Source organism: Streptomyces sp. Rer75, assembly GCF_013414305.1.
In the GTDB taxonomy this organism is placed as follows: Bacteria; Actinomycetota; Actinomycetes; order Streptomycetales; family Streptomycetaceae; genus Streptomyces; species Streptomyces himastatinicus.
The window spans coordinates 5,311,571-5,334,862 of the sequence record NZ_CP058693.1; the positions used below are offsets into that span (position 1 = coordinate 5,311,571).

At 69.8% G+C, this 23,292-nt stretch carries 26 protein-coding genes and 1 pseudogene; 8 read left to right on the plus strand and 19 right to left on the minus strand.

Annotation, left to right across the window (positions count from 1 at the left end; genetic code table 11):
* Positions 1 to 100: 100 nt before the first annotated feature.
* A complete protein-coding gene (locus tag HYQ63_RS22580) occupies positions 101 to 1,033 on the minus strand; it encodes a helix-turn-helix transcriptional regulator (protein ID WP_179935601.1) in 933 nt (310 codons plus the stop codon).
* Between the two features lie 208 nt (positions 1,034 to 1,241).
* Between HYQ63_RS22580 and HYQ63_RS22585 the strand changes: the two genes are divergently transcribed.
* Positions 1,242 to 2,657, plus strand: coding sequence for an MFS transporter (locus tag HYQ63_RS22585; RefSeq protein WP_257232019.1), 1,416 nt, complete (start codon positions 1,242 to 1,244; stop codon positions 2,655 to 2,657).
* Between the two features lie 29 nt (positions 2,658 to 2,686).
* Here HYQ63_RS22585 and HYQ63_RS22590 read toward each other — a convergent pair whose 3' ends face one another.
* A complete protein-coding gene (locus tag HYQ63_RS22590; protein ID WP_179935602.1) occupies positions 2,687 to 3,262 on the minus strand; it encodes an aminotransferase class I/II-fold pyridoxal phosphate-dependent enzyme in 576 nt (191 codons plus the stop codon).
* Positions 3,232 to 3,990 carry an aminotransferase class I/II-fold pyridoxal phosphate-dependent enzyme gene (locus HYQ63_RS22595; RefSeq protein WP_179935603.1) on the minus strand — a complete coding sequence of 253 codons (759 nt, stop codon included), beginning with the start codon at positions 3,988 to 3,990 and terminating at the stop codon, positions 3,232 to 3,234. Before HYQ63_RS22595 ends, HYQ63_RS22590 begins: the two co-directional genes overlap by 31 nt.
* Positions 3,991 to 4,081: 91 nt before the next feature.
* Between HYQ63_RS22595 and HYQ63_RS22600 the strand changes: the two genes are divergently transcribed.
* Both HYQ63_RS22600 and HYQ63_RS22605 read left to right on the plus strand, forming a co-directional pair.
* Entirely contained in the window at positions 4,082 to 5,482 is a 1,401-nt protein-coding gene (locus tag HYQ63_RS22600) for a pyridoxal-dependent decarboxylase (RefSeq protein ID WP_179935604.1), read from the plus strand.
* 63 nt (positions 5,483 to 5,545) lie between these two features.
* The gene (locus HYQ63_RS22605) at positions 5,546 to 6,067 is read left to right on the plus strand and encodes a cupin domain-containing protein (protein ID WP_179935605.1); all 522 of its coding nucleotides are present in this window, start codon (positions 5,546 to 5,548) and stop codon (positions 6,065 to 6,067) included.
* A gap of 31 nt (positions 6,068 to 6,098) precedes the next feature.
* On the opposite strand, the gene HYQ63_RS22610 is transcribed toward HYQ63_RS22605, so the two are convergent.
* Complete coding sequence (locus HYQ63_RS22610) at positions 6,099 to 6,746, minus strand: DUF4232 domain-containing protein (RefSeq protein WP_179935606.1); 648 nt, start codon at positions 6,744 to 6,746, stop codon at positions 6,099 to 6,101.
* Between the two features lie 359 nt (positions 6,747 to 7,105).
* Between HYQ63_RS22610 and HYQ63_RS22620 the strand changes: the two genes are divergently transcribed.
* Both HYQ63_RS22620 and HYQ63_RS22625 read left to right on the plus strand, forming a co-directional pair.
* The gene (locus HYQ63_RS22620) at positions 7,106 to 7,774 is read left to right on the plus strand and encodes a HEAT repeat domain-containing protein (RefSeq protein ID WP_179935607.1); all 669 of its coding nucleotides are present in this window, start codon (positions 7,106 to 7,108) and stop codon (positions 7,772 to 7,774) included.
* Positions 7,775 to 7,780: 6 nt separating this feature from the next.
* On the plus strand, positions 7,781 to 8,785 hold the full coding sequence (locus HYQ63_RS22625) for a MerR family transcriptional regulator (RefSeq protein WP_179935608.1): 1,005 nt from the start codon (positions 7,781 to 7,783) through the stop codon (positions 8,783 to 8,785).
* On the opposite strand, the gene HYQ63_RS22630 is transcribed toward HYQ63_RS22625, so the two are convergent.
* From HYQ63_RS22630 to HYQ63_RS22660, 6 genes are all read right to left on the minus strand, one after another.
* Complete coding sequence (locus tag HYQ63_RS22630; protein WP_179935609.1) at positions 8,768 to 9,307, minus strand: ATP-binding protein; 540 nt, start codon at positions 9,305 to 9,307, stop codon at positions 8,768 to 8,770. The genes HYQ63_RS22625 and HYQ63_RS22630 overlap by 18 nt on opposite strands.
* A 115-nt stretch (positions 9,308 to 9,422) precedes the next feature.
* Complete coding sequence (locus HYQ63_RS22635) at positions 9,423 to 9,563, minus strand: hypothetical protein (protein WP_257232020.1); 141 nt, start codon at positions 9,561 to 9,563, stop codon at positions 9,423 to 9,425.
* Between the two features lie 245 nt (positions 9,564 to 9,808).
* Entirely contained in the window at positions 9,809 to 10,405 is a 597-nt protein-coding gene (locus HYQ63_RS22640) for a dihydrofolate reductase family protein (RefSeq protein WP_179935610.1), read from the minus strand.
* A gap of 129 nt (positions 10,406 to 10,534) precedes the next feature.
* Entirely contained in the window at positions 10,535 to 11,779 is a 1,245-nt protein-coding gene (locus HYQ63_RS22645; protein ID WP_179935611.1) for a PP2C family protein-serine/threonine phosphatase, read from the minus strand.
* A gap of 157 nt (positions 11,780 to 11,936) precedes the next feature.
* Positions 11,937 to 12,197: a hypothetical protein gene (locus HYQ63_RS22650; protein WP_179940382.1), complete on the minus strand. Its 261-nt coding sequence runs from the start codon at positions 12,195 to 12,197 to the stop codon at positions 11,937 to 11,939.
* A gap of 316 nt (positions 12,198 to 12,513) precedes the next feature.
* Positions 12,514 to 13,095, minus strand: a complete 582-nt coding sequence (locus HYQ63_RS22660; protein WP_179935612.1) for a DUF5994 family protein — start codon at positions 13,093 to 13,095, stop codon at positions 12,514 to 12,516.
* 239 nt (positions 13,096 to 13,334) lie between these two features.
* Between HYQ63_RS22660 and HYQ63_RS22665 the strand changes: the two genes are divergently transcribed.
* Both HYQ63_RS22665 and HYQ63_RS22670 read left to right on the plus strand, forming a co-directional pair.
* Positions 13,335 to 13,862: a DUF5994 family protein gene (locus HYQ63_RS22665; RefSeq protein ID WP_179935613.1), complete on the plus strand. Its 528-nt coding sequence runs from the start codon at positions 13,335 to 13,337 to the stop codon at positions 13,860 to 13,862.
* 58 nt (positions 13,863 to 13,920) lie between these two features.
* The gene (locus HYQ63_RS22670; RefSeq protein WP_179935614.1) at positions 13,921 to 14,295 is read left to right on the plus strand and encodes a hypothetical protein; all 375 of its coding nucleotides are present in this window, start codon (positions 13,921 to 13,923) and stop codon (positions 14,293 to 14,295) included.
* Between the two features lie 145 nt (positions 14,296 to 14,440).
* Here the strand turns inward: HYQ63_RS22670 and HYQ63_RS22675 are convergent, their stop codons facing one another.
* The 9 genes and pseudogenes from HYQ63_RS22675 to HYQ63_RS22715 form a co-directional block, all read right to left on the minus strand.
* Positions 14,441 to 14,740, minus strand: a complete 300-nt coding sequence (locus tag HYQ63_RS22675; protein WP_179935615.1) for an SCO5918 family protein — start codon at positions 14,738 to 14,740, stop codon at positions 14,441 to 14,443.
* A 130-nt stretch (positions 14,741 to 14,870) separates the two neighbouring features.
* Positions 14,871 to 16,388 carry a DEAD/DEAH box helicase gene (locus HYQ63_RS22680; protein ID WP_179935616.1) on the minus strand — a complete coding sequence of 506 codons (1,518 nt, stop codon included), beginning with the start codon at positions 16,386 to 16,388 and terminating at the stop codon, positions 14,871 to 14,873.
* A gap of 299 nt (positions 16,389 to 16,687) precedes the next feature.
* Positions 16,688 to 16,891, minus strand: coding sequence for a cold-shock protein (locus tag HYQ63_RS22685; RefSeq protein WP_179935617.1), 204 nt, complete (start codon positions 16,889 to 16,891; stop codon positions 16,688 to 16,690).
* Between the two features lie 325 nt (positions 16,892 to 17,216).
* Positions 17,217 to 17,363: pseudogene (locus HYQ63_RS22690) on the minus strand (helicase-related protein); the annotation flags it as partial.
* Positions 17,364 to 17,506: 143 nt separating this feature from the next.
* Positions 17,507 to 17,710: a cold-shock protein gene (locus HYQ63_RS22695; protein WP_179935618.1), complete on the minus strand. Its 204-nt coding sequence runs from the start codon at positions 17,708 to 17,710 to the stop codon at positions 17,507 to 17,509.
* Between the two features lie 386 nt (positions 17,711 to 18,096).
* Complete coding sequence (locus tag HYQ63_RS22700) at positions 18,097 to 18,492, minus strand: DUF2267 domain-containing protein (protein WP_179935619.1); 396 nt, start codon at positions 18,490 to 18,492, stop codon at positions 18,097 to 18,099.
* 325 nt (positions 18,493 to 18,817) lie between these two features.
* Positions 18,818 to 19,165, minus strand: a complete 348-nt coding sequence (locus HYQ63_RS22705; RefSeq protein ID WP_179935620.1) for a MerR family transcriptional regulator — start codon at positions 19,163 to 19,165, stop codon at positions 18,818 to 18,820.
* Positions 19,166 to 20,012: 847 nt separating this feature from the next.
* Complete coding sequence (locus HYQ63_RS22710; RefSeq protein WP_179935621.1) at positions 20,013 to 20,573, minus strand: HEAT repeat domain-containing protein; 561 nt, start codon at positions 20,571 to 20,573, stop codon at positions 20,013 to 20,015.
* Between the two features lie 226 nt (positions 20,574 to 20,799).
* Positions 20,800 to 21,861 (minus strand): hypothetical protein, encoded by a 1,062-nt coding sequence (locus HYQ63_RS22715; protein ID WP_179935622.1) that lies wholly within the window; start codon positions 21,859 to 21,861, stop codon positions 20,800 to 20,802.
* 132 nt (positions 21,862 to 21,993) lie between these two features.
* Here HYQ63_RS22715 and HYQ63_RS22720 point away from each other — a divergent pair, with 132 nt between their 5' ends.
* Positions 21,994 to 22,665: a TetR/AcrR family transcriptional regulator gene (locus HYQ63_RS22720; protein WP_257232021.1), complete on the plus strand. Its 672-nt coding sequence runs from the start codon at positions 21,994 to 21,996 to the stop codon at positions 22,663 to 22,665.
* Positions 22,666 to 23,292: the final 627 nt, after the last annotated feature.

The following is a 23,292-nucleotide window of genomic DNA, read 5'->3' on the forward strand; positions in this document are numbered from 1 at the left end:
GAAGCATAGGGGGTGGCCGCGCCCCGCCGTCCGCGCACCGCGTCACCCCGCCGGAGGAAGTCCGAAAAGACCTCCCCCGCGGGTCACCGGGAGCGTTCGGTCAGGGCTGGGTGCGCTGTTGCTCCGTGCCCCTCGTGTCCGCGTGCCCGGCGGTCGGGGGCGCGGTCAGGTCGAGCAGGAGCATCGCGTCGTGGTCGGGGGTGCCGGGTTCGGCGGTGTAGACGCCGAGGCGCTGGCCGGGGGTGCCTTCGAGCTGCATGCTCTGGCCGCTGAGGGTGAGCATGCCGACCTGGGGGTGGTGGAAGGTCTTCTGGATGCGCTTGCGGCCGACGACGTCGTAGCGCTCCCACAGTTGGGCGAAGTCGGGGCTCTTGAGCAGGAGTTCGCCCACGAGCTGGGTGAGGTCCGGGGCGTCGGGGGCGGTACCGGCCAGGGCGCGCAACCGGGCGACGCAGCCGCGGACCTGCTCCGCCCAGTCGGGGAAGAGGGTGCGGGCGGTGGGGTGGAGGAAGAGGTAGCGGGCGAGGTTGCGCTGTTTGACGGGCCAGTCGGCGATGCCCGCGTACAGGGCGAGGCCGCCGGGGTTCCAGGCGAGCAGGTCCATGCTGCGGCTGATGACGTACGCGGGGCTCGGCCGCAGCGTCTCCAGGACGCGCTTCAGGTGCGGGCGCACGGTCCGGCTGGGCGGGGGCGGCGGCTCGGGGGCGTACCGGGCCGCCCGGGCGGCGAGGTCGCGCAGGTGCTGGTGCTCGGCGTCGTCGAGGCGCAGGGCGCGGGCGAGGGCGTCGAGCACGGAGGGGCTGGGGCGGGTCTCCTTGCCGCGCTCCAGGCGGACGTAGTAGTCGATGCTCATCCCGGCGAGCGTGGCCAGCTCCTCGCGGCGCAGGCCGGGCGTGCGGCGCAGGCCGGTGCCCACCGTGAGGCCGACCTGGTCGGGGCGGGTCTGGGTGCGGCGGGCGCGCAGGAACTGGCCCAGCTCCATGCCACCGCCGCCACCGCCGCTGCCGCCGCTGGTGCTCTGCTCGGATGCCATGACGTCAGTGTCACACCGCGCCGACCTGCGTGGCGGGCGCGTGGGGGGCCCTGTCGTTACCCCCGAGCACCGCTCCCCGGTACGGCCCGGCCTGCCACCGGAGCCGGATCGGCGGGAGGCTCGATCTCCGTCAGCACCATGTCAGCCCCCGGCTTGCCCGCGTACCCGCGTACCCGCGCACCCGTTCCCCCGTGCAGGAGATCGTTCCGTGCCCACGCCCGTCCCGTCCACCCCACCGCAGGCCATCGCCGCCGTCCCTGCCGGCCCGCCGCCGCGGAGCCGGTCCGGCGGGCGCCCGGCCATGGCCGCCGTCCTGCTCGGCTTCTTCACGATCATGGTCGACGCCATGATCGTGAACGTCGCCCTGCCCTCGATCGGGCGCGGATTCGGCAGCGCGATGACCGGGCTGCAATGGGTGGTCGACGGGTACACCCTCACCTTCGCCGCGTTCCTGCTGTCCGCGGGCGCGATCAGCGACCGGGTCGGGGCCCGGCAGGCGTTCGCGGGCGGTCTCGCCCTGTTCGTCGCGGCGTCCCTGGTGTGCGGGCTGGCGCCGGGGCTGGGCGTTCTGGTGGCGGCACGGCTGGTGCAGGGCGTCGGGGCCGCGATGGTCCTGCCGTCGTCGCTCGCCCTGCTGAGGGAGACCTTTCCGGACCCGGCCGAGCGGGCGCGGGCCATCGGCCTGTGGGGCGTGAGCGGCGCGGTCGGCGCGGCCGCCGGTCCCGTGGCCGGTGGGCTGCTCACGGTGCTCGACTGGCGGATGGTCTTCTTCGTCAACCTGCCCGTCGGCGCGGCGGCCCTGCTGCTCCTCCGGTACGCCCACCCCTCCCCGCGGCAGGCGGTGCCGTTCGACCTGGCCGGTCAGGTCGCCGCGATCGCCGCCATGGGCGGGCTGACGTACGCGGCCATCGAGGCCGGGGCCGTCGGGTTCGGCGCCCCGCGGGTCCTGGCCGCCCTCGCCGTGGCGGTCGTGTCGTCCGTCGTCTACGTCGTCGCGCAGGCCCGCGGGCGGCACCCGATGACGCCGCTGCCCCTGCTGCGCTCCCGCGTCATGTCCCTCGCGGTCGCCATCGGGTTCGCGCTGAACGTCGGCTTCTACGGCATGATCTTCCTGCTCGGGCTGTATCTCCAGCAGGTGCACGGGCTGAGCGCGCTCGCCACCGGTGTCGCGTTCCTGCCGATGAGCGTGCTCACGTCCTTCGTGGGCCCCGTCGCCGCCCGGCTGGCGACGCGCTTCGGCGCACGCATGCCGGTGATCACCGGCCAGCTGCTGATCGCCACGGGCCTGGCCGCGATGGTGACCCTGCCCGCCGCGGCGCCGGTCTGGCTGACGGTGCTGCTGATGGTGCCCGTCGGCGCCGGTGGCGCGATGGCGATCACCCCGCTGACGGCCCTGCTGCTGGAGACCGTGCCCGCCGAACGCGCCGGGGTCGCCAGCGGTGTACTGAACGCCGCCCGGCAGCTCGGCGGCGCCCTGGCCGTCGCCGCCTTCGGCGCGCTGGTGGCCGACCGGGCCCGGTTCGTCACCGGGCTGCACACCGGTCTCCTGATCGCCGCCGCGGTCGTGGCCGTGAGCATCGTGGCCACCTGGCTGCTCGAACCCGCCCGGCGCGACGCCCGCTGACGAGGGCCCGGACAGCCGCGGCGCTCGCCTCAGCAGGCGTCGTCGAGAACGCCCGCGATCTGGTCGAGTACGTCACGCGGGGGAGTGAACGGCACCCGCAGACAGCGGCTGAGCGTGCCGTCGGCCGCGAAGCGCGGGCCCGCTATGAGCGCGACCCCGTTCCTGCCCGCTCGTTCGACCACGGTGTCGGCGAGGGCGGTACGCAGGCGCAGCCACAGGACGAGTCCCCCGGGCGGGAGCGTGAACTGCCAACGGCCGTCACCGGCCAGCAGGTTGCCCAGGTGGTCGCGCTGCTGCCGCAGCTCGCGCCGACGCCGTCCGAGTACCGGTTCCAGGTCGGCGAGCAATTCGACGGCGACGAGCTGCTGCACCGGGGGCGCGGACAGCGGCCCGGCCAGGGGGTGGTTCTGGAGTTCCCGGATGAGCGAGGCACGGGCCCGGATCCAGCCGATGCGCAGCCCGCCCCAGACGGACTTGCTGGTCGAGCCGATCAGAATCGCGCCGGGAATGCGGGGCATCGGGTCCGGCTCGTCGCGCAGATCGAGGTCGCGCAGGGTCTCGTCCACCACGAGGGTCACCTGGTGCCGGGCGGCGAGCTGGGCCACGCTGGGCACGGCGCGGCGAGGTGGCCGCGCGCGGTGGCGAAGGCGTCCCGCAGCTGGTCCAGGTCCCAGCCGCCGGTGGTGACGCGGCAGCCCACCAGCCTCGCTCCGGCATGGCGCAGCACCTGAAGCGCGTCGACGTACGTGGGGGCCTCCACCACCGCCGTACGCGGCCCGAAATGCGCCGCGAGCAGGGTCAGCGCGGCGCGCGCCCCGCTGGTGACGAGGATCTGCTCGGGCAGGGTCGCGACGCCTTCGCGGCTGTACCGCGCGGCGATCGCCGCGCGCAGTTCCGGGATGCCCGGGCCGGGTTCGCCGTGCTCGGCCAGCAGGGGACCCGCCCGCTCGGTGGCCCGCCGGGTCGCCTCCAGGTACAGCTCCTGCGGCGCGGCGGGGACGGCCCGGCGCAGGTCGACCAGGGACCCGGCCTCGCCGGTCGCCGAGAGGGGAGCGATCCGTTCCGCGGCGGCCGGGGGAAGGTGCACCGTACTGGCGCTGCCGTGCCGGGTGCGGACCCATCCGGCGGCGCGCAGCCGGTCCAGGGCGGCGGTCACCGTGCCACGGCTCACTCCGAGGGCGGCGGCGAGGCGGCGTTCGGCGGGCAGCTCGCTCCCGGCGCGTATCCGGCCGTCGAGCAGCGCTTCCCGTAAGGCACTGGCCAGCGCCGTGCTGAGGGGCGCCTGGGTGTTCCGCCAGGGGCCCAGGGCCCGCGCCAGGTGGTCGTCGCTCATGCGCACTGGTCCAGTTTTCCATGATTGGACCAGGCGGCCGGACCGGCGTGCTGCCTACGGTCGTGGCCACCGACACGAACGGAGACCTGCCATGCACCCACGACTCGCCGCCGACCGCGACGGGCTGCCGCTCCTGCTGGAGTCCGTCCGGCAGCACGCCGCCGAGGTGCTCGGGCAGGTCGCCGAGCGGGACGTCGTCCCCGCGGCGCCGGTTCCGGAGCCGGATCCCCTGTCCGAGGAGGGGGTGGGGGCGCGGGCGGCGCTGGAGGAGTTCATCGCCTGCTGGGAGCCGGTGCTGTCGGCGAGCGCCGGGCCCCGCTATCTCGGATTCGTCACCGGCGGGACGACACCGGCCGCGCTGGCGGGCGACTGGATGACCGCGACCTGGGACCTGAACGCCTTCTCGTCCCTGGACGGCGCGGGACAGAGCCTGGAGCGCGAGACGATCGCCTGGCTGCGGAGCCTGTTCGGCCTGTCCGACCAGCACCACGGAACCTTCGTCAGCGGCGCCACCATGTCCAACACCGTCGGCCTCGCCATCGCTCGCGAATGGCTCGGCGAGCAGCTGGGCATCTCACCCGCGGAGCACGGGGCGGCCGAACTCGGCGCGGTACAGGTGCTGTCGGGATCAGCGCATTCGAGCGTGCCCAAGGCGCTGTCGATGCTCGGCCTGGGACGCCGGGCCCTCCTCCCCGTGCCGACCCTGCCGGGACGAGAGGCCGTCGACGTGTCCGCCCTGGAACAGGCGCTGCATGAGGCCGAGCCCGACGGTCCGTGCGTCGTGGTCGCGAACGCCGGCACCGTCAACACCGCCGACTTCGACGACCTGCGCGCCCTCGCCGCGCTGCGCGAGCACTACGCCTTCTGGCTGCACGTGGACGCCGCCTTCGGCGCCTTCGCCGCGCTCTCACCCGACCACGCGCACCTGGTCGACGGCCTCGACCTGGCCGACTCGATCTGCGTCGACCTGCACAAGTGGCTGAACGTCCCCTACGACAGCGCCGTGCAGTTCACCCGGCGGCCCGACCTGCAAACGGCCGTCTTCCAGAACGCGGCCGCCTACCTGGGCCCGTTCGGCGACACCCCCGACCTGGCCCACCTCACCCCGGAGAACTCCCACCGCCTGCGGGCCCTCGCCGCCTGGTTCACCCTGCGGGCCTACGGGCGGGACGGCCACCGCGAGATCACCGAGCGGTGCGTCCGCTGCGCACGCGCCCTGGGCACCGCCATCGACAGCACGCCCGGCCTGCGGCTGCTGGCACCGGTCCGGCTGAACGTCGTCTGCTTCACCCTCGCCGACAACCCCACCGCCGACCGGCTCACCGCCCTCACGGAGCAACTCGCCGACGAGGTCTTCCTCACCCCCACCGTCCTCGACGGCGTCCCGGCCCTGCGCGCCGCCTTCAGCAACTGGCGGACCACCGAAGCCGATACGCGCCGCGTCGCCGCGTCGCTGCACGCGGCGATGGCCACGCTGTCGGCACGAAATTGACCCAGCTTTTCGGTGCCGGAATGACCCGGGTGCCAGGTCATTCCGGACCGTAGAGTCCTCGTCATGACGAAGGAGAAGCCCACCGGCTCCACGACCACCACGCCTCTCCAAGCGGTGCTCACCCGCCGCGCGGACGCCGAGACCTGTGCCGACCCGAGCAGTGTGATGACGCTGCTGGGCGAGTCGAACGGCACCCCCGGCGGCTTCACGAGCTACCGGTCCACCTTCGCCGAGGGAGCCGCGGGCGCACCGGCCCACTTCCACACCAAGGCGTCGGAGCTGTTCTTCGTGATCAGCGGGTCCCTGCGCGTGCTGGTGGGCGAGGAGGTCACCACCCTCGACGAGGGCGACTTCCTGGCGGTGCCGCCCCGCACGCCGCACGCCTTCGCCGCGGCGCCCGGCGCCGAGGCGGACGTCCTGTTCGTGTTCACCCCGGGCATGGGACGGTTCGACTACCTGCGTCTGCTCGGCCGGGTCATGCGGGGGGAGGCCGACCCGAAGGAGATCGCCGAGTCCGCGGACCGTTTCGACAACCACTATGTCGACAGCCCCGTCTGGCGTGCCGCCCTCGAAGGCTCCGCCTAGTCCGCTTACCTCACCGTGTTACTCCACCGAGTTACTCCACCGTGTTGACGGGCCCGACGAAGGTCCCCGGGCGGGTGGCGCCCGACTGGTCCAGCAGCGCGCCGCCGTACGGCCACTCCAGCGAGATGTTCCGCTCCTCGTTCGGCGGGGTGATCACGACCTGGTCGGGCGCGAACTTCTGGTCGTCGTCACGGGTCGAGGCCAGGAACGTGATGTCGAAGCCCACCTTCCCGCCCGCGCCGAGCCGGACGGTCTTCGGCTTGTCGTTGTTGCGCCGCAGGTCCCACGCGTCACCATTGGCGGTCTGGAGCTGGACCCCGGGGAAGCCTGTCATGGTGCAGTCGGACGAGCCGGTGTTCGTCAGCACCACCCGGGCGGTCTGCTGCCCCTCGTAGTCCATGTCCGGCCCGCCCTCGAAGTTCGACCACGCGGCCTCCAGTTGGCCGGCCGTGCAGCGGCTCTTCGACGAGGAGCCGCCGGAGGCGCTGCCCGCCTTGGCGTCGACGTCCTCGCCGGAGCCGCCGCCCGTTGCGCCCTTCTTGGCTGCCGAGGACGAGCTTCCCTTGGCGTCGTTGCCGGACTCACCGCCTCCGCAGGCGGTGAGCGAGAACGCGGCAGCGGCGACCAGCGAGGCCGCGACGACGGTACGGGTGCGGCGAAGAGCGGTCGGGCGTGACATGGAATCCCCCAAGGGTGGTCGCAGTACGGTGCGCTGTGCGTGGCGCGTTCCGCGTGGTGCGTTCCGCGTCCTGGGAACGACTCTGTTCGCCACCGCTGTTGATCGGCTAACTCACGGCTAACAAGCCGCTGACGCGTGGGGCGGGGGTTACGGGTGGTACTTCTCCCCGACACCGCCCTGGCCCTGCGAGGCGGCTGCCTCGCGCAGACGGGCGAAGTGGCGGTGCACGCCCTCCACCGCGGTAGCGGCGTTCACGCCCCACGCCGTCATCCCGGCGCGGAGTCCGGAGCGCGCAGCGGGCGCTGTTTGACCTTGACACGGTGACAAGGGCTTCACTGCTCGCCAAGGAGGTGGTCTCGATGACGACCACGAGGCAGGACACGGACGCGCTACGAGCGGTCCAGGGGCTGGAGGACGCCCGTTCGTCCGTGCGGCTGCGGGCCGCTCTGGCGGTCGGCACGACTCCTGACCCGCGCTTCGTCGACAAGCTCATCGAGCGATGCGCGATCGAGCCCGAGTTCTTCGTCCGCGACATGCTGACCTGGGCGCTCACCCGCCACCCGGTGTCCATGACGCTTCCCGGGCTGGTACGCGAACTCCGCTCGGAACGTGCCCAGGCACGGAGCCAGGCGCTGCACACGCTGTCCAAGATCGGGGACCGGCAGGCATGGGCGGCGATCACAGGGGCGCTGTTGTCCGACGCCGACGACGAGGTGGCGCGGAGCGCCTGGCGGGCCGCGGTCGTGCTCGTACCGGAAGACGAGGAGCCCGCGTTGGCCGCGGCGTTGGCGAGGCAGCTCGGGCGCGGTGGGCGCGAGACGCAGCTGAGTCTCAGCCGGGCACTGGTCGCGCTGGGGGAAGTGATCGTGCCTGCTCTGCACGCTGCGACGACGGCCCCCGACCCACGCGTGCGCACGCACGCACTCGCCACCCAACGGCTGCTGCGCGAGCCGGACACCGGATTCGAGTTCGCGATCGAGGAGGTGAAACGCGTCGTGGCCCTCGGCGGGTCCGGCCAGGAGGGATGATGGGACGTGTTGATCGGCGAGGTGGCGCGACGGTCCGGGGTCAGCGCCCGCATGCTCCGGCACTACGAGTCGCTCGGTCTGGTGCGGCCGTCGGGCCGTACGGGCTCCGGCTACCGGGAGTACTCCGGCGAGGACATCCGGCGGATCTTCCACATCGAGAGCCTGCGGTCGCTGGGCCTGTCGCTGCGCGAGATCGGGCGCGCGCTCGACGATCCCCACTTCACGCCCTCGGAGCTCGTCGGCGACCTCATCCGTCAGACACGCGAACGCATCGCGGCCGAGACCGAGCTGCTCACGCGGCTGCGCCGGATCGACGCCGCGGACCCCACCGGCTGGAATGACGTCCTCCAGGTCGTCGCGCTCCTCCAGGCACTGGGGTCCAAGAGCGCCGACGCGCGCCAGCGCGCGGCCCTCTCCTCGGCCGACGAGGTTCCGGTACCGGTGGAGGCCCTGGTCGAGGCGGTACTGAGCGAGACGGAGCCCAACGTCGCCGGAGCCCTCCGATGGGCGCTGGCCCGATCGGGCGACGGCGGCCCGGCACTGCTGGCAGAGGGCCTGGGCTCACCGCTCGCCGCGGTGCGGGAACGTGCCGTGCAATCCCTCGCCGAGCTGCCCGGCGGCGAGGCCACCACGCACCTGCGGCACGCTCTCGCGCACCCCGACGCCGTGGTCCGCGGGCATGTGGCCCTGGCGCTCGGGACCCGCGGAGTGGTCGACGCAATCCCGACCCTCATCGACATGATCGTGGACGGAAGGAACGACACCGACGCAGCCGATGCCCTGAGCGTGCTGGCGACCGACACCGCGACGGCGGATCAGATCGCGGCCAAGCTCGTCGACCGCCTCGCCCACGACACCACCGAAGCGCCCGCCCGCGGACGACTGACCCAGTCGCTGGCCGCCCTCCCAGGCACGACGGCGTCACGTGCCCTCGTGGAGCTGTCACACGACGAGGACCGCGCCGTCGCGCTGACGGCGGCGTACCTCCTTCGGCTACGCGATGCCCGGTGACGAACCCTTGACGGCCTCCGCGATCCGCAGGGCGGCCTGGGCGGGCGTGAGGTGCGTGGTGTCGACGACCTCGGCCTCGGCGTGTAGCCACGTGCGGGCCGCCTCGGCGTAGGGCTCAAGGTATTTCAGACGGAATGGGGAGGGGCCGAGAACAGTGTCCCCCTCGATGCGCCCGCGGAGGGTGTCCTGGTCAGCGTGGAGGACGAAGTGCCTCATCGGAATGGCATGGTGGGCGAGCCCGGCGCTGATCTCGCGCCAGTACTGCTCGACCAGGACAGTCATGGGCATCACCAGAGTGCCGCCGGTGTAGTCGAGTACGTGGCGGGCGGTCTCGACCACGAGCGGCCGCCACGGCGGCCAGTGCTGGAAGTTGTCCGTCCCCGGCAGCCCCGGCGTGATGTCCATGAGTGTCTCGCCGACCTTCTCGGCGTCGAACACCCGTGAATCCGGGATCAGCTGCTGCACGAGTGCACTGGTCGTCGTCTTACCTGCACCGTGGGTGCCGTTCAGCCATACGATCACGGGCCCAACGCTAGCGCTGTACGGGCCGCCGCTGGGCTGAGAACGGCCCCTCCGCGCTCATGCATCAGGCCGCCGACCCGCCGGTGTCCGGCGGGTCGGCGGCGCCCGGCTGTGGTCAGGAGCAGGGCTTGTAGAACTGGGTCCAGCCGTCGCTGGGCATGGCCGGAGGCTCGGCCGTGGTCCCGAACTCGCCGTACTTCTCCTTGAGCGCGTAGTCGAAGTCCCCCGGGCCGCTGTCCGGCTGCGACAGGCGCACATCCCGATCCAGTTGCCCGTCACCGGAGTTGTTGAGGATCGCGAGGTACGGAGCTCAGGTTCGGCGACAGTCAGGGTCAAGGCGACAGCCGCGATCGGCGCGGCGATCAGACGCGTCATCAGTGGAGTAGTACCCCCGGCGACGTTTCGCTCGGTGTGGTTTTCACCTTGCCCGTGGTGGCTGCCGTTCCATTAACGCGCCACTAACGAAGCGCTGGCGCGATCACAACCGGCCTACCGGCCTGGTCACGACACGTCAGCATCGGCCACCTGGACGTGCTGGCGCGTCACGCGGTAGCGGAGGTAGACGACTTTCGAGGTGAAGGTGCGGGTCTCGACGAGTTCGAGATCCACCCGGCGCTCGTGCTGGGGGAAGAACGGAATGCCACCGCCGACCAGCACCGGGTAGACCATGACCTGATACTCGTCGATCAGACCCAACGCGGCCGCCTCGGCGGCGAGCGTCGCGCCGCCGATCGCGATGTCGCCCTCCCCCGGCTCGGCTCGCAACCGCTCGATCTCCTCCGCCAGGCCGCCGGAGGCCAGGCGGGCATTGCCCTGCACCGCCGACAGCGTGGTGGAGAACACCACCTTGGGGAGCGGCTTCCAGAGCGCCGTCCACTCACGATCTGAGTCGTCGAGTGCTGGATCCTGGTCGGCGGTCTCCCAGTACAGCATCGTCTCGTAGAGCCGTCGTCCCAACAGGTGGACGCCGACCTGTTGAATCTCGTCGATCCAGAAGCGAAAGACCTCCTCGTCGGGCGCCGTCCAGTTGAAGTCGCCATCCGGCCCGACGATGTAGCCGTCGAGTGAGGTGCTCATCGAATAGGTCACGTTGCGCATCGGACGTCCTCCTCGGTACCGGGTTCGACAGTACGACCGCCGGACGCCGCAGAACTCATCGCGAGTCGCGGGATCCCCTGGGCCGAGGCGGTTCCTTCCGGGCCAGGCCGCCACGGGCGAACATCCTGCTCATACCTCTACCGTGACGAGCCGGTCGGCGGTGCCCCCGCACCACTCGACCAGGAAGAGGGTCGCGTCGTCGGTGGTGACCCCGCCCCGTTCTCGCATCAGGGCGTGGGACAGGCCGCGCACCATCTCTTGTACGCCTTCGCCCTCGCACCCCGCGCGGTCCACGAAATCGAGCAGGCGCTCCTCGCCGAACTGCTCTTCGCCGGCGCGGTGCTCCTCGACGAGACCGTCGGTGAAGAAGAGGATCCGGTCGCCGCGGGACAGCGCCTGCTCGCTGACCTGAGGGATGGCGCCGCCGAAGCCGACGGGCAGGGTGCCCGGGCTCTCCAGCGGCTGGATGACGCGGTGGTCGCGGATCAGCAGCGGCGCCGGGTGACCGGCGTTGACCCATTGCAGGTGGCCGGTTCCGATATCCAGGCGCATCATCTGTGCCGTGACGAAGTGGTCGGGCCCGAACTGCTCGTCGATGGCCTTGTCCATGAACATGTACAGCTCAGCGAGCCCGACATCGGCGCGTCTGGCGTGCCGGTAGGCGCCGACGGCAACGGTCGCCAGCACGGCGGCGTCCAGCCCGTGGCCCATGGCATCGATGACGGCCATGTGCAGGATGTTGTCGTTCAGGGCGTAGTCGAAGCTGTCACCTGCGACGTCGTAGGCAGGCTCGAGGATTCCGGCCACCGCGACCTGCGGTGTGATCATGGTCAGCGGAGGCAGCAGTGACCATTGGATCTCCGCGGCCAGGCTCATCGGCTCACGGCGCCGGGCCTGGAAGAACTGATCGGTATAGCTGTTCTTGGTGACCAGCATGTCGGCGACCAGGCCGGCGAGGCGCCGCAGCAACCGACGGTCGTCGTCATCGATGCTGCTCAAGGTGACGGCCAGCACCCCCACCTCGTCGCTGCCGTCCAGCAGCGGCAGGAACACCCGTACGCCATCGGCCTGCGGCTGTTCCACCGTCTCCGCGCTCAGAAAAGCCCGGCCGGCCTGGGAATCGTCGATCCGCTCGGCTTCCCCGACCACGAGTCTCATGCCCGGCAGGGGAGCCAGTATCAGCTGGTCGTAGTCCTGAAGGAGGATCGAGACGTCACGCCCGCCGATCCTGCCCACTTCCTCCGCGACCAGCGGGGCGATCAGCTGGGGCGGCATCTCGTGCGCCCGGTCCAGCAGCACACCCAGCAGCCGCTCACCGAACCCCTCTGACCGATCCACCGTGACTTTACGGAAGCCCTCTTCACCTTCTGTCATGGCGACCTCGTTTTCGCCACAACGGCTCCGGCGCAGAAACACCGGAGCCGCCCTTTCGGGTCGGTTGCACGTGAGAGTGAACCGGCCCATTCACCATCCTATGCCGGGCGCACCTTTCCGGCATGAGGAACATTTCGGTCCCATTGACGGGCATCCTTCAGACTTCGTCCGTCTGCGTGGCCTCCTGCCTGGAGGACCGACTTGCTACCAGCCAGGACCGCGCCGGCTCTGCCGTGTGCGTGGTGTCCACGGTGAGATGGAGGCGGGTTCCGCCGTCCGCACCGGCGGGGTAGCTCCGCTGTTCGGCGCCGGCGAAGCAACGACGGAGTACCTCCGCGACCTGACGGGCGACCTCGGGGGACGCGGCGACGATACGCACCTCGGCGCGCCCTGCCGGGGGTGATTCCGGTGGCTGCATGGTGACCCCGTTCATCAGGAAGACGTGCCGCTGGGCGGGGGGACTCGCTTCGCGCCCACCGGCCCCGGTCAGGAGAAGGCCATCCGTCGTCCGCGGCCCGTCGCGGTGTTCGGGGTGAGGAGGGGGCGACGGGTGATCAGCCGGGCTTGCCGGCTGTCGGCTCTTCCGGCTCCGTCGGCCGACTCCCGGCAGGGCATCGCTGTAGTGGAATGCTGCGATCCGCTCGTTGTGCTGGCCGTTGAGCAGGTGGATCAGCAGCACTCCGAGCATGATCATGGCGGCGATCACGGACACGGTGATGACGGTCTCCACTTCCTCACCTCCCTTGGAGCTCAGGAGTCCGGTGGAGCTCAGGAGGCCGGTCGGGTGCGGCCTCCGGCCGCCACTGAGGCAGCCCGCCATCGGTCTCCCACTCCGCCTCCCGGCTGAGATCCTCCCGGGCGTTACGGGTGGCGGTCTCGCTCGCCATCAGACTGCTGGCGGTGAGGAGGCTGCCGACGGTGGCTGCGGCGGCCATCAGCCGGGCGGCGGCCGCCGCACCCGTCTCCGGCGGGATCACCAGAAGGTCCCAGCGGCCTGCGGTGTAGGACAGCAGAATCAACTTGTGCGGGTCCTGCTCATCGGTGAACCAGCCCACCTTCACCATGTGCCCGGTCGCCGGCACCTTGCGCGGGATCACGGGCCAGTGGGCCGGGTTCACGGACACGCGAGTGATCCGGCCCCAGCGTGCGTCCAGCACGTCCGTCAGGGTCGGCAGCTCACGGAGGAGATCGCGGGAGCGGGGCCACCACGCACCGTCCAGCGCACCTGGAACCGGGCTGGCCGGCGTCAGAGACAAGCGGGTCGGCGGCGAGGGTACGCGCTCATTGGTGGTCGTACGGTCGATGGTCACGGTCATGACGCGGACCCGTCCCCGGGCGCGTCTTTCAACGTCCCGGTGCTATTGCTCGCCGAGAACGACACCCGCGTGGAAGCCGGTGTGCGAAATGCTCCCGGTGTTTTCACTGTACTCCGGAGCGTGGCCCCGCCGAGCCCAGGTGTGATCAGTCTCCGCAGGGCGCGGCTGAGCCGGTGAGTGGGCTCCCGGAGTACGGTGAAACCGGCGGTCCACCGAACCCCGTAGGGGGTGAGCAGACCATGTCCGACGCCGACACCCCGGGTGAAGCGAATCTTCTGCCGGACGCGATCCACCATGCTGTGAAACCTGGAACAGCCCTGCTGCGGTTGGCGACGACGCATACCCGTGAGGGCATCCTCGACGGTGCGTGGTGGCCGCGTTCCCGCGACATCGGTGCCGAGCTTCCCGCCCTGGTCACCGCGCTGACCGAGCACCTCGGGCCCGTCACGCGCGTCGGCCTGGACGCCGACGCCTGGGAAGAACTGCCGACACGGCTGGTCATCGACGACCGCATCGTGCACATCGACTCGTTCCCTGTGGGCGACGACACCATCCTCATCACCCGGAACGATCAAGATCTCTTCTCCCTGCTGGTGATCCCGCCACACGCGACGCCCGACGCGGCACGCGCGGCGATGGCCCGGGCCGTTCGCGCCGACAACATCACGCAGGCCAAGCAGATCCTCTTCGACACCGGCACCGGCCGATCCCGTCCGATCGCCGAGGAAGACCCGCACCCAGGCCCGGAACGCCGCGGCACGTCCTGATGCCTCATCCGACGGACCCGGCGTCAGTTGGACGGACCGATGGATAGAATCGACTTTCATGTCGAACGCTGATGAACTGCTCGTGGACATCGCCGCCATGGTGGAGTCCGAGCAGAGCACTCAGATGTCCCTGACCGTGGTCACCGGCGGCGCTGTCATCACCGGACGGTTGGCTCCGGAAGCCGTGTGGAGGCGGCGTGTGTCGGAGATCCTGAGGGACTCGGACCACCTCGGTCCGTTCTCGGGCGTCTTCACCACGGACGAGACGCACGACGGGCCTGACCGCGGTGAGCCGCCCACACATCTGCACTTTCACGTCGCCCGCATCCTTCAGGGCAGCATGGGGATCCCCGAGACCGGCGGGATGTACCGCGTCGCGATCAAGGACGTCAGCGGCTGGACCGTTGGCGACTTCAGCTATTCCGACCAATGAGTCATCGTTGCCGCACCCAGGGCCCGCCCGGGAGGTGCGGTCCGCCGACCGGACGCTGAACGCGATGAGGGCTCGGCCGGCGCGCGCCGGCCGAGCCCTCACAGCTGTCCTGGTCCTGGCTTTCGCCCGTCCCGTCGGACACCTCCTAGGGGGAGCCGAGCTGGGTCCACGCTTGCTGCAACGGCGTGGGGGCGTCCGCGGGTGAGGTCGTGGGGACGGCACGGCAGGTGAAGCCGAGACGGGTCATGGCCCGGGTGACTTCGCCGGCGCTGAAGTCGCGACGGTCCTGCCCGGTGATGACTTCGCCCACCTGCTTCACGGGGTACGTACGGCGGCCGATGAGCACGGACTCGCCCGTGACGGGCTCGGGCGTGACGTCCTTCATCGACGCCAACACCCCGCTCTTGGTCAGGTCGAACGGGTAACGGGCGATGACGCAGCGCATGATGCCTCGCAGGGAGCTCGCAGGGAGAGGGAGAAGGATCCGCCCTGGGGCGGGCGGTGGATCAGCGTGCGAGGGTGAGAACCCCCATGGCGTGGTTGTCGCGGGCCCGGCGGGACTTTGCGGACACCCCCTAGGCCGCCGCGTCGAGGGCGGACCGGCGCTGAGCCGCGCGGCGCGCCGCCTGGCCGGGCCGACGGCCCTTGGCGTTACGGCTGCGCCGACCGCGAGGGGCGGCGGCGCCGTGCTTGGAGCGCTCGACCACCGGTGCCGTGATGACGACCGGCACGCCCGACGGAGCTTGCGCGCCGGTGATGCGACTCAGTTCGGCCTCACCCGAGCGGACCTGGGTGGTCCGAGGGCGAATCCTGGCGTCCGACACGAGACGGACCATGTCGCGGCGCTGGCCGGGCGTCACCAGGGTGACGACGAGACCGGACTCGCCGGCGCGGGCCGTGCGGCCTCCCCGATGCAGGTAGTCCTTGTGGTCACCGGGCGGGTCCACGTTGACCACCAGGTCGAGGTTGTCGACATGGATCCCGCGGGCCGCGACATTGGTCGCCACCAGGACCGTCACATGCCCCGTCTTGAACTGGGCCAGGGTCCGGGTGCGCTGCGGCTGCGACTTTCCGCCGTGCAGTGCGGCGGCCCGCACCCCGCTGTTCAGCAGGTGGCTGGTGAGCTGGTCGACGGCATGCTTGGTGTCCAGGAACATGATCACCCGGCCCTCACGCGCCGCGATCTCGGTGGTCACCCGATGCTTGTCCGCGCCGTGCACGTGGAGCACGTGGTGCTCCATCCCGGTGACCGCGGCCGCGGACGGATCAACGGAGTGGACCACCGGGTCCGTCAGGTACCGGCGGACCAGAAGGTCGACATTGCGGTCCAGGGTCGCCGAGAACAGCATCCGCTGCCCCTCGGGAAGCACCTGCTCCAGCAGCCCTGTGACCTGCGGCATGAAGCCCATGTCGGTCATCTGGTCAGCCTCGTCCAGGACGGTGATGCCGACCTGGTCCAGGCGGCAGTCCCCCCGCTCGATGAGGTCCTTCAGCCGGCCCGGCGTCGCGACGACGACCTCCGCCCCACCACGCAGCGCACCGGCCTGCTTGCCAATCGCCATCCCGCCAACCACCGTGGCCAGCCGCACATGCACGGAGCGGGCGTACGGAGTGAGCGCATCGGTGACCTGTTGCGCCAGCTCCCGGGTGGGCACCAGCACCAGGGCCAGCGGCTGCCGGGGCTCGGCTCGCCGACCGGCCGTACGGGCCAGCAGCGCCAGGCCGAAGGCGAGGGTCTTGCCGGATCCGGTGCGCCCACGGCCGAGTACGTCACGACCCGCGAGGGAGTTCGGCAGGGTCGCCGCCTGGATCGGGAACGGCACGGTCACGCCTTCGGCCGCGAGCGCCCCCAGCAGAGGGCGAGGCATGTCGAGATCGGCGAACGCCTCGACGGCGGGCAGCGCGGGGCTGACCGTCACCGGCAGGGCGAACTCCCCCTGCGGCGCGGCAGGGCGCCGCCCGTCACCACGCGAAGCGTTCGGTTTGCCGGAGCGCTTGGAAACGCCGGACCCCGAGCGGCTGCCGCTCTTCCCGGAGCCGCGACCGCCGGTACGGGTAGGGGCGAAACGGGCGTTCGGACGTGTGCGGTTCATGCAGAACCTTCCTCGAAGCGGCACGCATCAAGGAATTCCCGCGGCGCTGAGCAGCGCAGAGAATCGCAAGAACGGGCCAAACAAAAGTGAAACAGAATCCAACCGGCCGTAAAACGGCTGTCCGATCCAGGTCGGAGCGGCTGGGGTGCGGAGTGTGGGAACCGCTGACGGATCTTCGTCCAGAGCCTTTAACGGAGCGTCCCCAGAACGGTGGAGGCGCGAACTGCCCCCTGCAACGCCACGAGTTGGGGCCCGCACCCAAGGTGCGGGCCCCCATCTGTGAAGTGCACGCGTCAGCGTCAGGCGGGAACGATGTTCTCGGCCATCGGGCCCTTCTGGCCCTGCGCGACGTCGAAGCTCACCTTCTGGCCTTCCTGTAGTTCGCGGAAACCTTGGGCGGCGATGTTCGAGTAGTGGGCGAAGACGTCAGCGCCGCCACCGTCCTGCTCGATGAAGCCGAAACCCTTTTCCGCGTTGAACCACTTCACGGTGCCAGTAGCCATGTGCCAGTCTCCTTCGGGGCAGTGCCAGGCATCCGCAGTGTGCGGACGCCGCGTCGCCGCGATGATGGCTCCGCCCGGAAATGACCGGAAATGCAAACGAACGTGGGAACCACAATTGCAACCGGTGTCACCGTAGCACGGTGCGGTCGACTGCGCATGATAAATTACCTTGCTTCGCCTCTTGCCAGGCAAATCTTCACCGCTCGTTGGGTCGATTTCTCACGTGGCGGCCACAGATATTGACCTTTCCCGAACGACGTGGGCGAAGCAGCGGCAGGCTCCGGCCTGTTCAGGACGTGCTGACCGGGGAGGACGAGGGGGCGCCGGTTCCGGACTCGCCGACGCGGGTGGTGCGGCCGCCGCGGTGCAGGTAGTCCTTGTGGTCGGTTGGTCGGTCGGCCGGGTCGACGTTGACGACGAGGTCGAGGTCGTCGACGTGGATGCCCCGGGCCGCGACGTTGGTGGCCGCCAGTGGTCGTCGCGTGCTTGTCGGCCCCGTGAACGTGAGAGAACGCGGCCGATATGCGGGTGCGGGGGCCTCTGCCCCGGCGTGAATAACGCAACGAGCTGGGGCCACACGCAGGTGCGTGCCCCAGCTCGTTGTGTGCGTCAGCGTCAGGCGGGAACGATGTTCTCCGCCTGCGGGCCCTTCTGGCCCTGCGTGACGTCGAAGCTCACCTTCTGGCCTTCGAGCAGCTCGCGGAAGCCGGCGGCGTTGATGTTCGAGTAGTGGGCGAAGACGTCAGCGCCGCCACCGTCCTGCTCGATGAAGCCGAAACCCTTTTCCGCGTTGAACCACTTCACGGTGCCAGTAGCCAAAATACATCTCCTTCGGGGCGGTACCCGGAACCCACACTGCGCAGGAACCGGAGCTGCCGCGATGATCACCCGTCCGGAAACACCGAATGCACAAGACTCCCCCAGGGGTGTCCTGGAAGGAGCAGGTGAAGTTTTGGGGAACCACAACTGCAACTGACGCAACCGTAACACGGGCAATCCGGAGAGTGCGACACTTTTCCGCTTCGGATCCGCCGAGGCAAAACTTCTCATCGCGCATTGCCCATGTTTCTGTAGCGGCGAAACGACATTTTTATGTGCGGGCGGCTGCCGAAATTCCCCAGCGGCGCCACCGCCGGGGCGCTGACCAGCCAAGGGCCGTCCCTGGGCCACGGGGACGATCGGGCCCAGGGGACACGACTGCCGGGTCAGAGCGGCTTCGGTCGCCCGAAGAGCAGGTCGTAGCCCGGGGGCAGTTGGAGCAGGATCTGGTTCATCAGAGCATCGTCGATGGTGTCGGCCACTACGCTGAGGACCGCGCTGACATCCCAGGTCGCGGTCTGCTCGGTGGCTCCCTCGATCCATGCCGCGGTCGCCCTGATGAATCGCTCGGGCGAGAGAGGCTCGGCAGCCTGGAGCGGGTTGAGCAGCACCAGCGCGAAGGTCTCGGGAAGGCGGGCCGCTACCTCGGCCCGCACCTGCCCGACGAGATGGGCGCCCAGCAGAGCGAGCACGACACGCGAGACCCGCTCCGATTCCCCCTGGGAGGGGTATTCGCCGCGTTCCTGGACGGCGGACAGGAACGCCTCCCACTGCATGCGCATCGTTCCTCCCGATCGAGGTCGCGCTCACGCCGACGTCGCAGGACGCCTCGATGCGTTCGGTATCCAGCGTATCGCCGAGCAAGAGCTGCCGGCTGAAAGTTCCGGACGGCGCCCGGAAACCACGACTTCGGTGTTCTCATCGCTGCTGGGTAGCCGTTCGGCCTTGACGGTCACCACGTTGCGTCACGGCCGCGGGCCACCAAAGTTGACAAGCTCCCCGCGTCGCCCTGTGCGCAACCATGGAGCGTTGCGGTGTGCGGTGACCGGGGAGCGGTGATCAACAGTCACGGGCTGCGCGCGCACAGGGATTGCGTGGCAGGAACCGTCAGGCGTCGGCTTTCGGGCCCGAGGAAGCCTCCGGATTGCGCAGCTGTTCGTTGATGCGCTTGGCCTCTTCGAGCTGGTCTTCAAGGATGATGATGCGACAGGCAGCCTCCACCGAGGTTCCCTGGTCGACCAGTTCGCGGGCCCGGGCGGCGAGCCGCAGTTGGTAGCGGGAGTAGCGGCGGTGTCCGCCCTCCGAGCGGAGCGGCACGATTAGTCCTGCCTCGCCGATGGCTCGCAGGAAGGCGGGCGTGGTGCCGAGCATTTCGGCGGCCCTGCCCATGGTGTAGGCGGGGTAATCGTCGTCGTCGAGATTGCTCGACAGGGTGGAGGGATTGTCTGCGGCCACTGGCACCTCTCGGGAAACGCGTCGAGGGGCCTTGGCACCGTACGGCACCAAGGCCCCGAGGGGATCAACACCATCTACCGGCTATGTGTGCCGGCTTCTTCTTTCCGCTCCACCGTCTGGGAGGACGGGTACGGGGATCGCAGCTGCGTGACCGGGGACCACCTTCCAATCCGGGGTCTGCGGTACCCGGGCGGATCCTTCCTGCCCGGGCGATCCTGATGGCGCTTCTCTCCTCCTTCTCTACTGATCTGTCGTGCACTGCTCGATCTTGCAGAACTACATGCGACCCCTGGGGTCGCCTGGCCCGGCAGTCAGCGGTGGAGCCCTCACTGTCCGGCCACACCACTCGACTGCCGTTCCACAAACGTGCTTGACCTGCGTACGAGGCAGTTCGTCATCTGCCTCGCCCTTCTGATCTCTGCGAGTACGAGTAGGACTCTACCCCCAGCACGCCCCCATGTCTACTTTCGCGATCACAGATTTTCTCCAGGATGGGATCCGTGGTCCTTCTTCCTGCGCATGACGGAAGTCTGCACCAACCTCACCCGCCACCTCGGCCCAGAGGACCGGGCGGAGGAAGGGGCGACGCGGCCGGAACGCGACGCCCGCGGACCCGCCGCGGCGACGGGTGCATGACCGGCCCCACCCCTTCCCCGCAGCCTGCTGAGCCCCACTCCCGCGGCACTGCTACCGAGCTTCGAGCTCCGGAGCCCACCGGCTGCGGATCGCCCCGGCAGCACCTGGCCCGCCCCTCTGGTCTCCTGCATCACATCGCGTTCAGCCCCGGGTCACTGACCATCGCACTGAGTGGTGGAGCGAATGGGTTTGGGTATGTCTACACGGCTTATTATTCGTTGTCCGTGTCGTATGTGGAATCGGCGCGAGTGGCCCGGTCTCGGATGATTTTGAGTACTTCCGCTGACTCTGCTCGAACAGTTTCGTCAAGATCGTGCTCTTGTACGTACTCAACAAGTGGTTCGATCTCTGGCCATTTAATGGTGGACGCAACCAGCATTGCGACCCGCCGCACAATTGGGTGAGGGTCATGGGCGGACCAGCGTAGGAGAGCGAATAGTTTAGCGTCGTACGGCCCCTGGCATTGAATGCTGAGCGCCCGTACGGCATTGGTCAGTGCATCGAAGTCGCGAGTGCCATCGAACAGATCAACTGTGGAATCCGTGGTGTGGAACTCCATTGAGTCGCGCAGCAGGCCCTCGGTGTTCTGTCGGGTGGGCCCTGTGATGGCGATGTAGCGCACCTGGAGTAGCTGGTCTTCGATCCAGTGGATCGCAGAGCTCTGGTCGACCGAAAGCCAAATGATCTCAAACGGTGTGCCTTCTGGTGAGTCCTTTCCGTCTTCCTCGATGGTGTGCAGGGTCCAACCCAGGCGGTCGGCAAGCTGCTTCATCTCTTCTCTGCCGAAGGGCGACTTTGGCATAAGGTGGACCGGAAGCCGCTTCGCAGTCGCACGCATCTGTGGGGCGGGGCCGGGTGGCTCCCAAGGCGGCCGAGCGGTTCGAGTGCGGTGAGGCACGCGATAAGCGCCACGGAGTTTCCGGTCAGTGTCTGGGCTCCGTATCCAGTCGTGATCGTGGAGTGGGGCGGCTGTCGTGACGCACGGCAGCCACCCCGCCTCATCCGGCCGTGACCGGGGAAGGGCCGGCGCGGCCCGTCCGGCCGCGGCCGTACTCCGCGAGTGCGTTGAAGGCGGCCTTGGGTTCCCACGGCAGGCCGGGATAGGTGGTACCTGTGCGGCCGTCGGCGAGGACCTTGACGATGCCGAAGGACGCCTTGTCGAAGTCGTGGTCGTCGCTGTCTTCGTCATGCGGCAGGTCGTAGCGGGCGAAGGTGTAGACGAAGGCCGCGTCGATCCCGGAGTGTTCGAAGAGGCCGAGGAGTTCGCGAACGTAGTCGGCCTGTTCCTGCTCGTCGCGGGCGACCGGGTGGTTGAACCGTGCGGGGCGGGCCCCCTCGTCCCAGTCGATGACCGCGTCGCCACGGCTCGCGACGGCGGCGGCTCCGCGGTAGGGGGCGCATCCGAACTCGGTGACTGCCGCCGGCTTGCCGTGCGCGGTCAGGGCCCGCAGCCCGTCGGCGAGTTTGTGGGCGTTCTGCGCGTCGCGGTAGCCGGCGTCCGTGGTGACGATGTCGAACGGCGTCCAGTCGATGCCCTCGAACGGCAGCGACGCATAGCCGATCCGGCCGGTGAACCGCGCCCGCACGGCGGCTGTCGCCTCGGCGAGAAAGGCATTTATCCGGGCCGGCACGGTGGGCAGCGCGGCACGCAGTTGCTGGGGGTCGGAGAGGACGGCGGCCCTCTCGGTGAAGGTGTCGCCGGGCAGGAAGCCCGGGGTGAAGAGGGAGATCTCCGATCCGGTGAGGAAGACCACTTCGGCGCCCTCGCGCCGCAGCTTCTCCGCGCGCCCGGCGCTGTCGGCGAGGAAGTCCAGGAGCTCGTCCTGGGTGAGGTTGTTGGTGAACGGGCAGTACCAGACCTCGAGTCCGACCTCGGCCGCGAGACGGGCGGCTGTTTCCAGCCGGTCGCGGTGGCCACCGGTGATCCGGACCGCGTCGCATCGCAGCTCGTTGTGGATGATCTCCATTTCGCGGCGGATGGTGACCGGGTCGAAGGGCTCGCGGGTAGTGGTCCCCGCGCTGGTGAAGCCGGTGTCGAAGTTGATGCCGAAGACACGCACGGCGATCCTCTCTGCCGAGAAATTTAAGGTACGGAGCGTACCTTAAATCGTGATGGGCGCGGCTCGACAGAGCGTGGGACCAGTACGTTCCGTACCGTAGAAGCCAAGGTGTGTGACGAGAGGGGACGAGCAGTGCCGGAGTCCACGGACACGGGGCGCGAGGCCGGGGCGCCGCGGCGGCGTGGCGCCGTGTTGGAGGAGGCGATCCTGCGGGCGGCGGCTGAAATGCTGCGGGAGTCCGGCGTCCCGGGTCTGACCATGGACGCGGTGGCCCGGCGGGCGGGCACGAACAAGAACGCGATCTACCGCCGCTGGCCGAACCGCGTCGCGCTCGGCGTCGCCGCGTACCGCCGACTGGCCGCCGCCGAGGCCACGGTGCCGGACACCGGCTCGTTGCGGGAGGACGCGCTGGAACTCCTGCGGCGTGCGAACAGCACCTGGTCGTCGCCGTACGGAGAGATCCTGCGCGGTCTCATCGCGGCAGCGGGCGGCACGCAGGAGCTGGTCGCCGAGTTGCGCGACCCGGTGGCCGGCGGCGACGCACACCAGGCGGCATGGCTGACGGTGCTCGGCCGGGCGGTGGCCCGCGGCGAAGCCGCACCCGAGGCACTGCATCCCCGGGTCGCGTCCGCCCCCACGGCACTGCTGCGCAACGAGTACATGACGCGGGGCGCCCCGGCCGTGCCGGACGCCACCCTCACCGAGATCGTCGACGAGGTCTTCCTCCCGCTGGTCCACGGCCGGAGCCCAGGTGGCAGCCGGGATCGATGCCCGCGTCGCAGCCGACCGCAAGACGGCCGGTGAGAAACGCGACGATGAGACATCTGGCACGGATCTGGCGCGAGACGCTTAGAGGTGTCTAGGCAACACAGAAGCCCCGGGCCGCTGGCCTGGGGCTTTGTGCTGGAGCGGGAGAGTCGAACTCGCGCTCTGAGCTTGGGAATCACGGGGCTGCCGGTGCTGCATTGCCCGCTGACCTGGGGAAACGGGTGCTGGCGGCAAGCTTTCTCACCTGCCGCAGCACCGCCATTAACCGCTGTTCCCCGTCCTATCTGGTGCGCATCTGGTGCGGTGCGCACTTCGTTCCAAGCTGCGGGCGGGCCTCTGACCTACTGCTTTAGACAGGGGTGGGGAGAACTGCACGCGCCCATGTGCCAGCTGTCGTCTTCGCTTGTGAGTGTGGCGCGGCTGGAGGGGCCGGTGATCATCGAATGAGTCCGATTACCGCAGCTAAGGCACTCACAACGGCTGCTGCGGCGCAGACGAGGGCCGCAATGACTGTCAGCCGCCGGTGTAATGCCTCCTCTGGGCTGTTTGGGTGTGGGTGGGCAGCCTGTGCGGGCTGTGCGTTTTCGACGAGTGGCCCACTCGGTTGCCTGTCGAGTGGCCCACTCGGTTGCCTATCGAGTGGCCCACTCGGTTGCCTTTCGA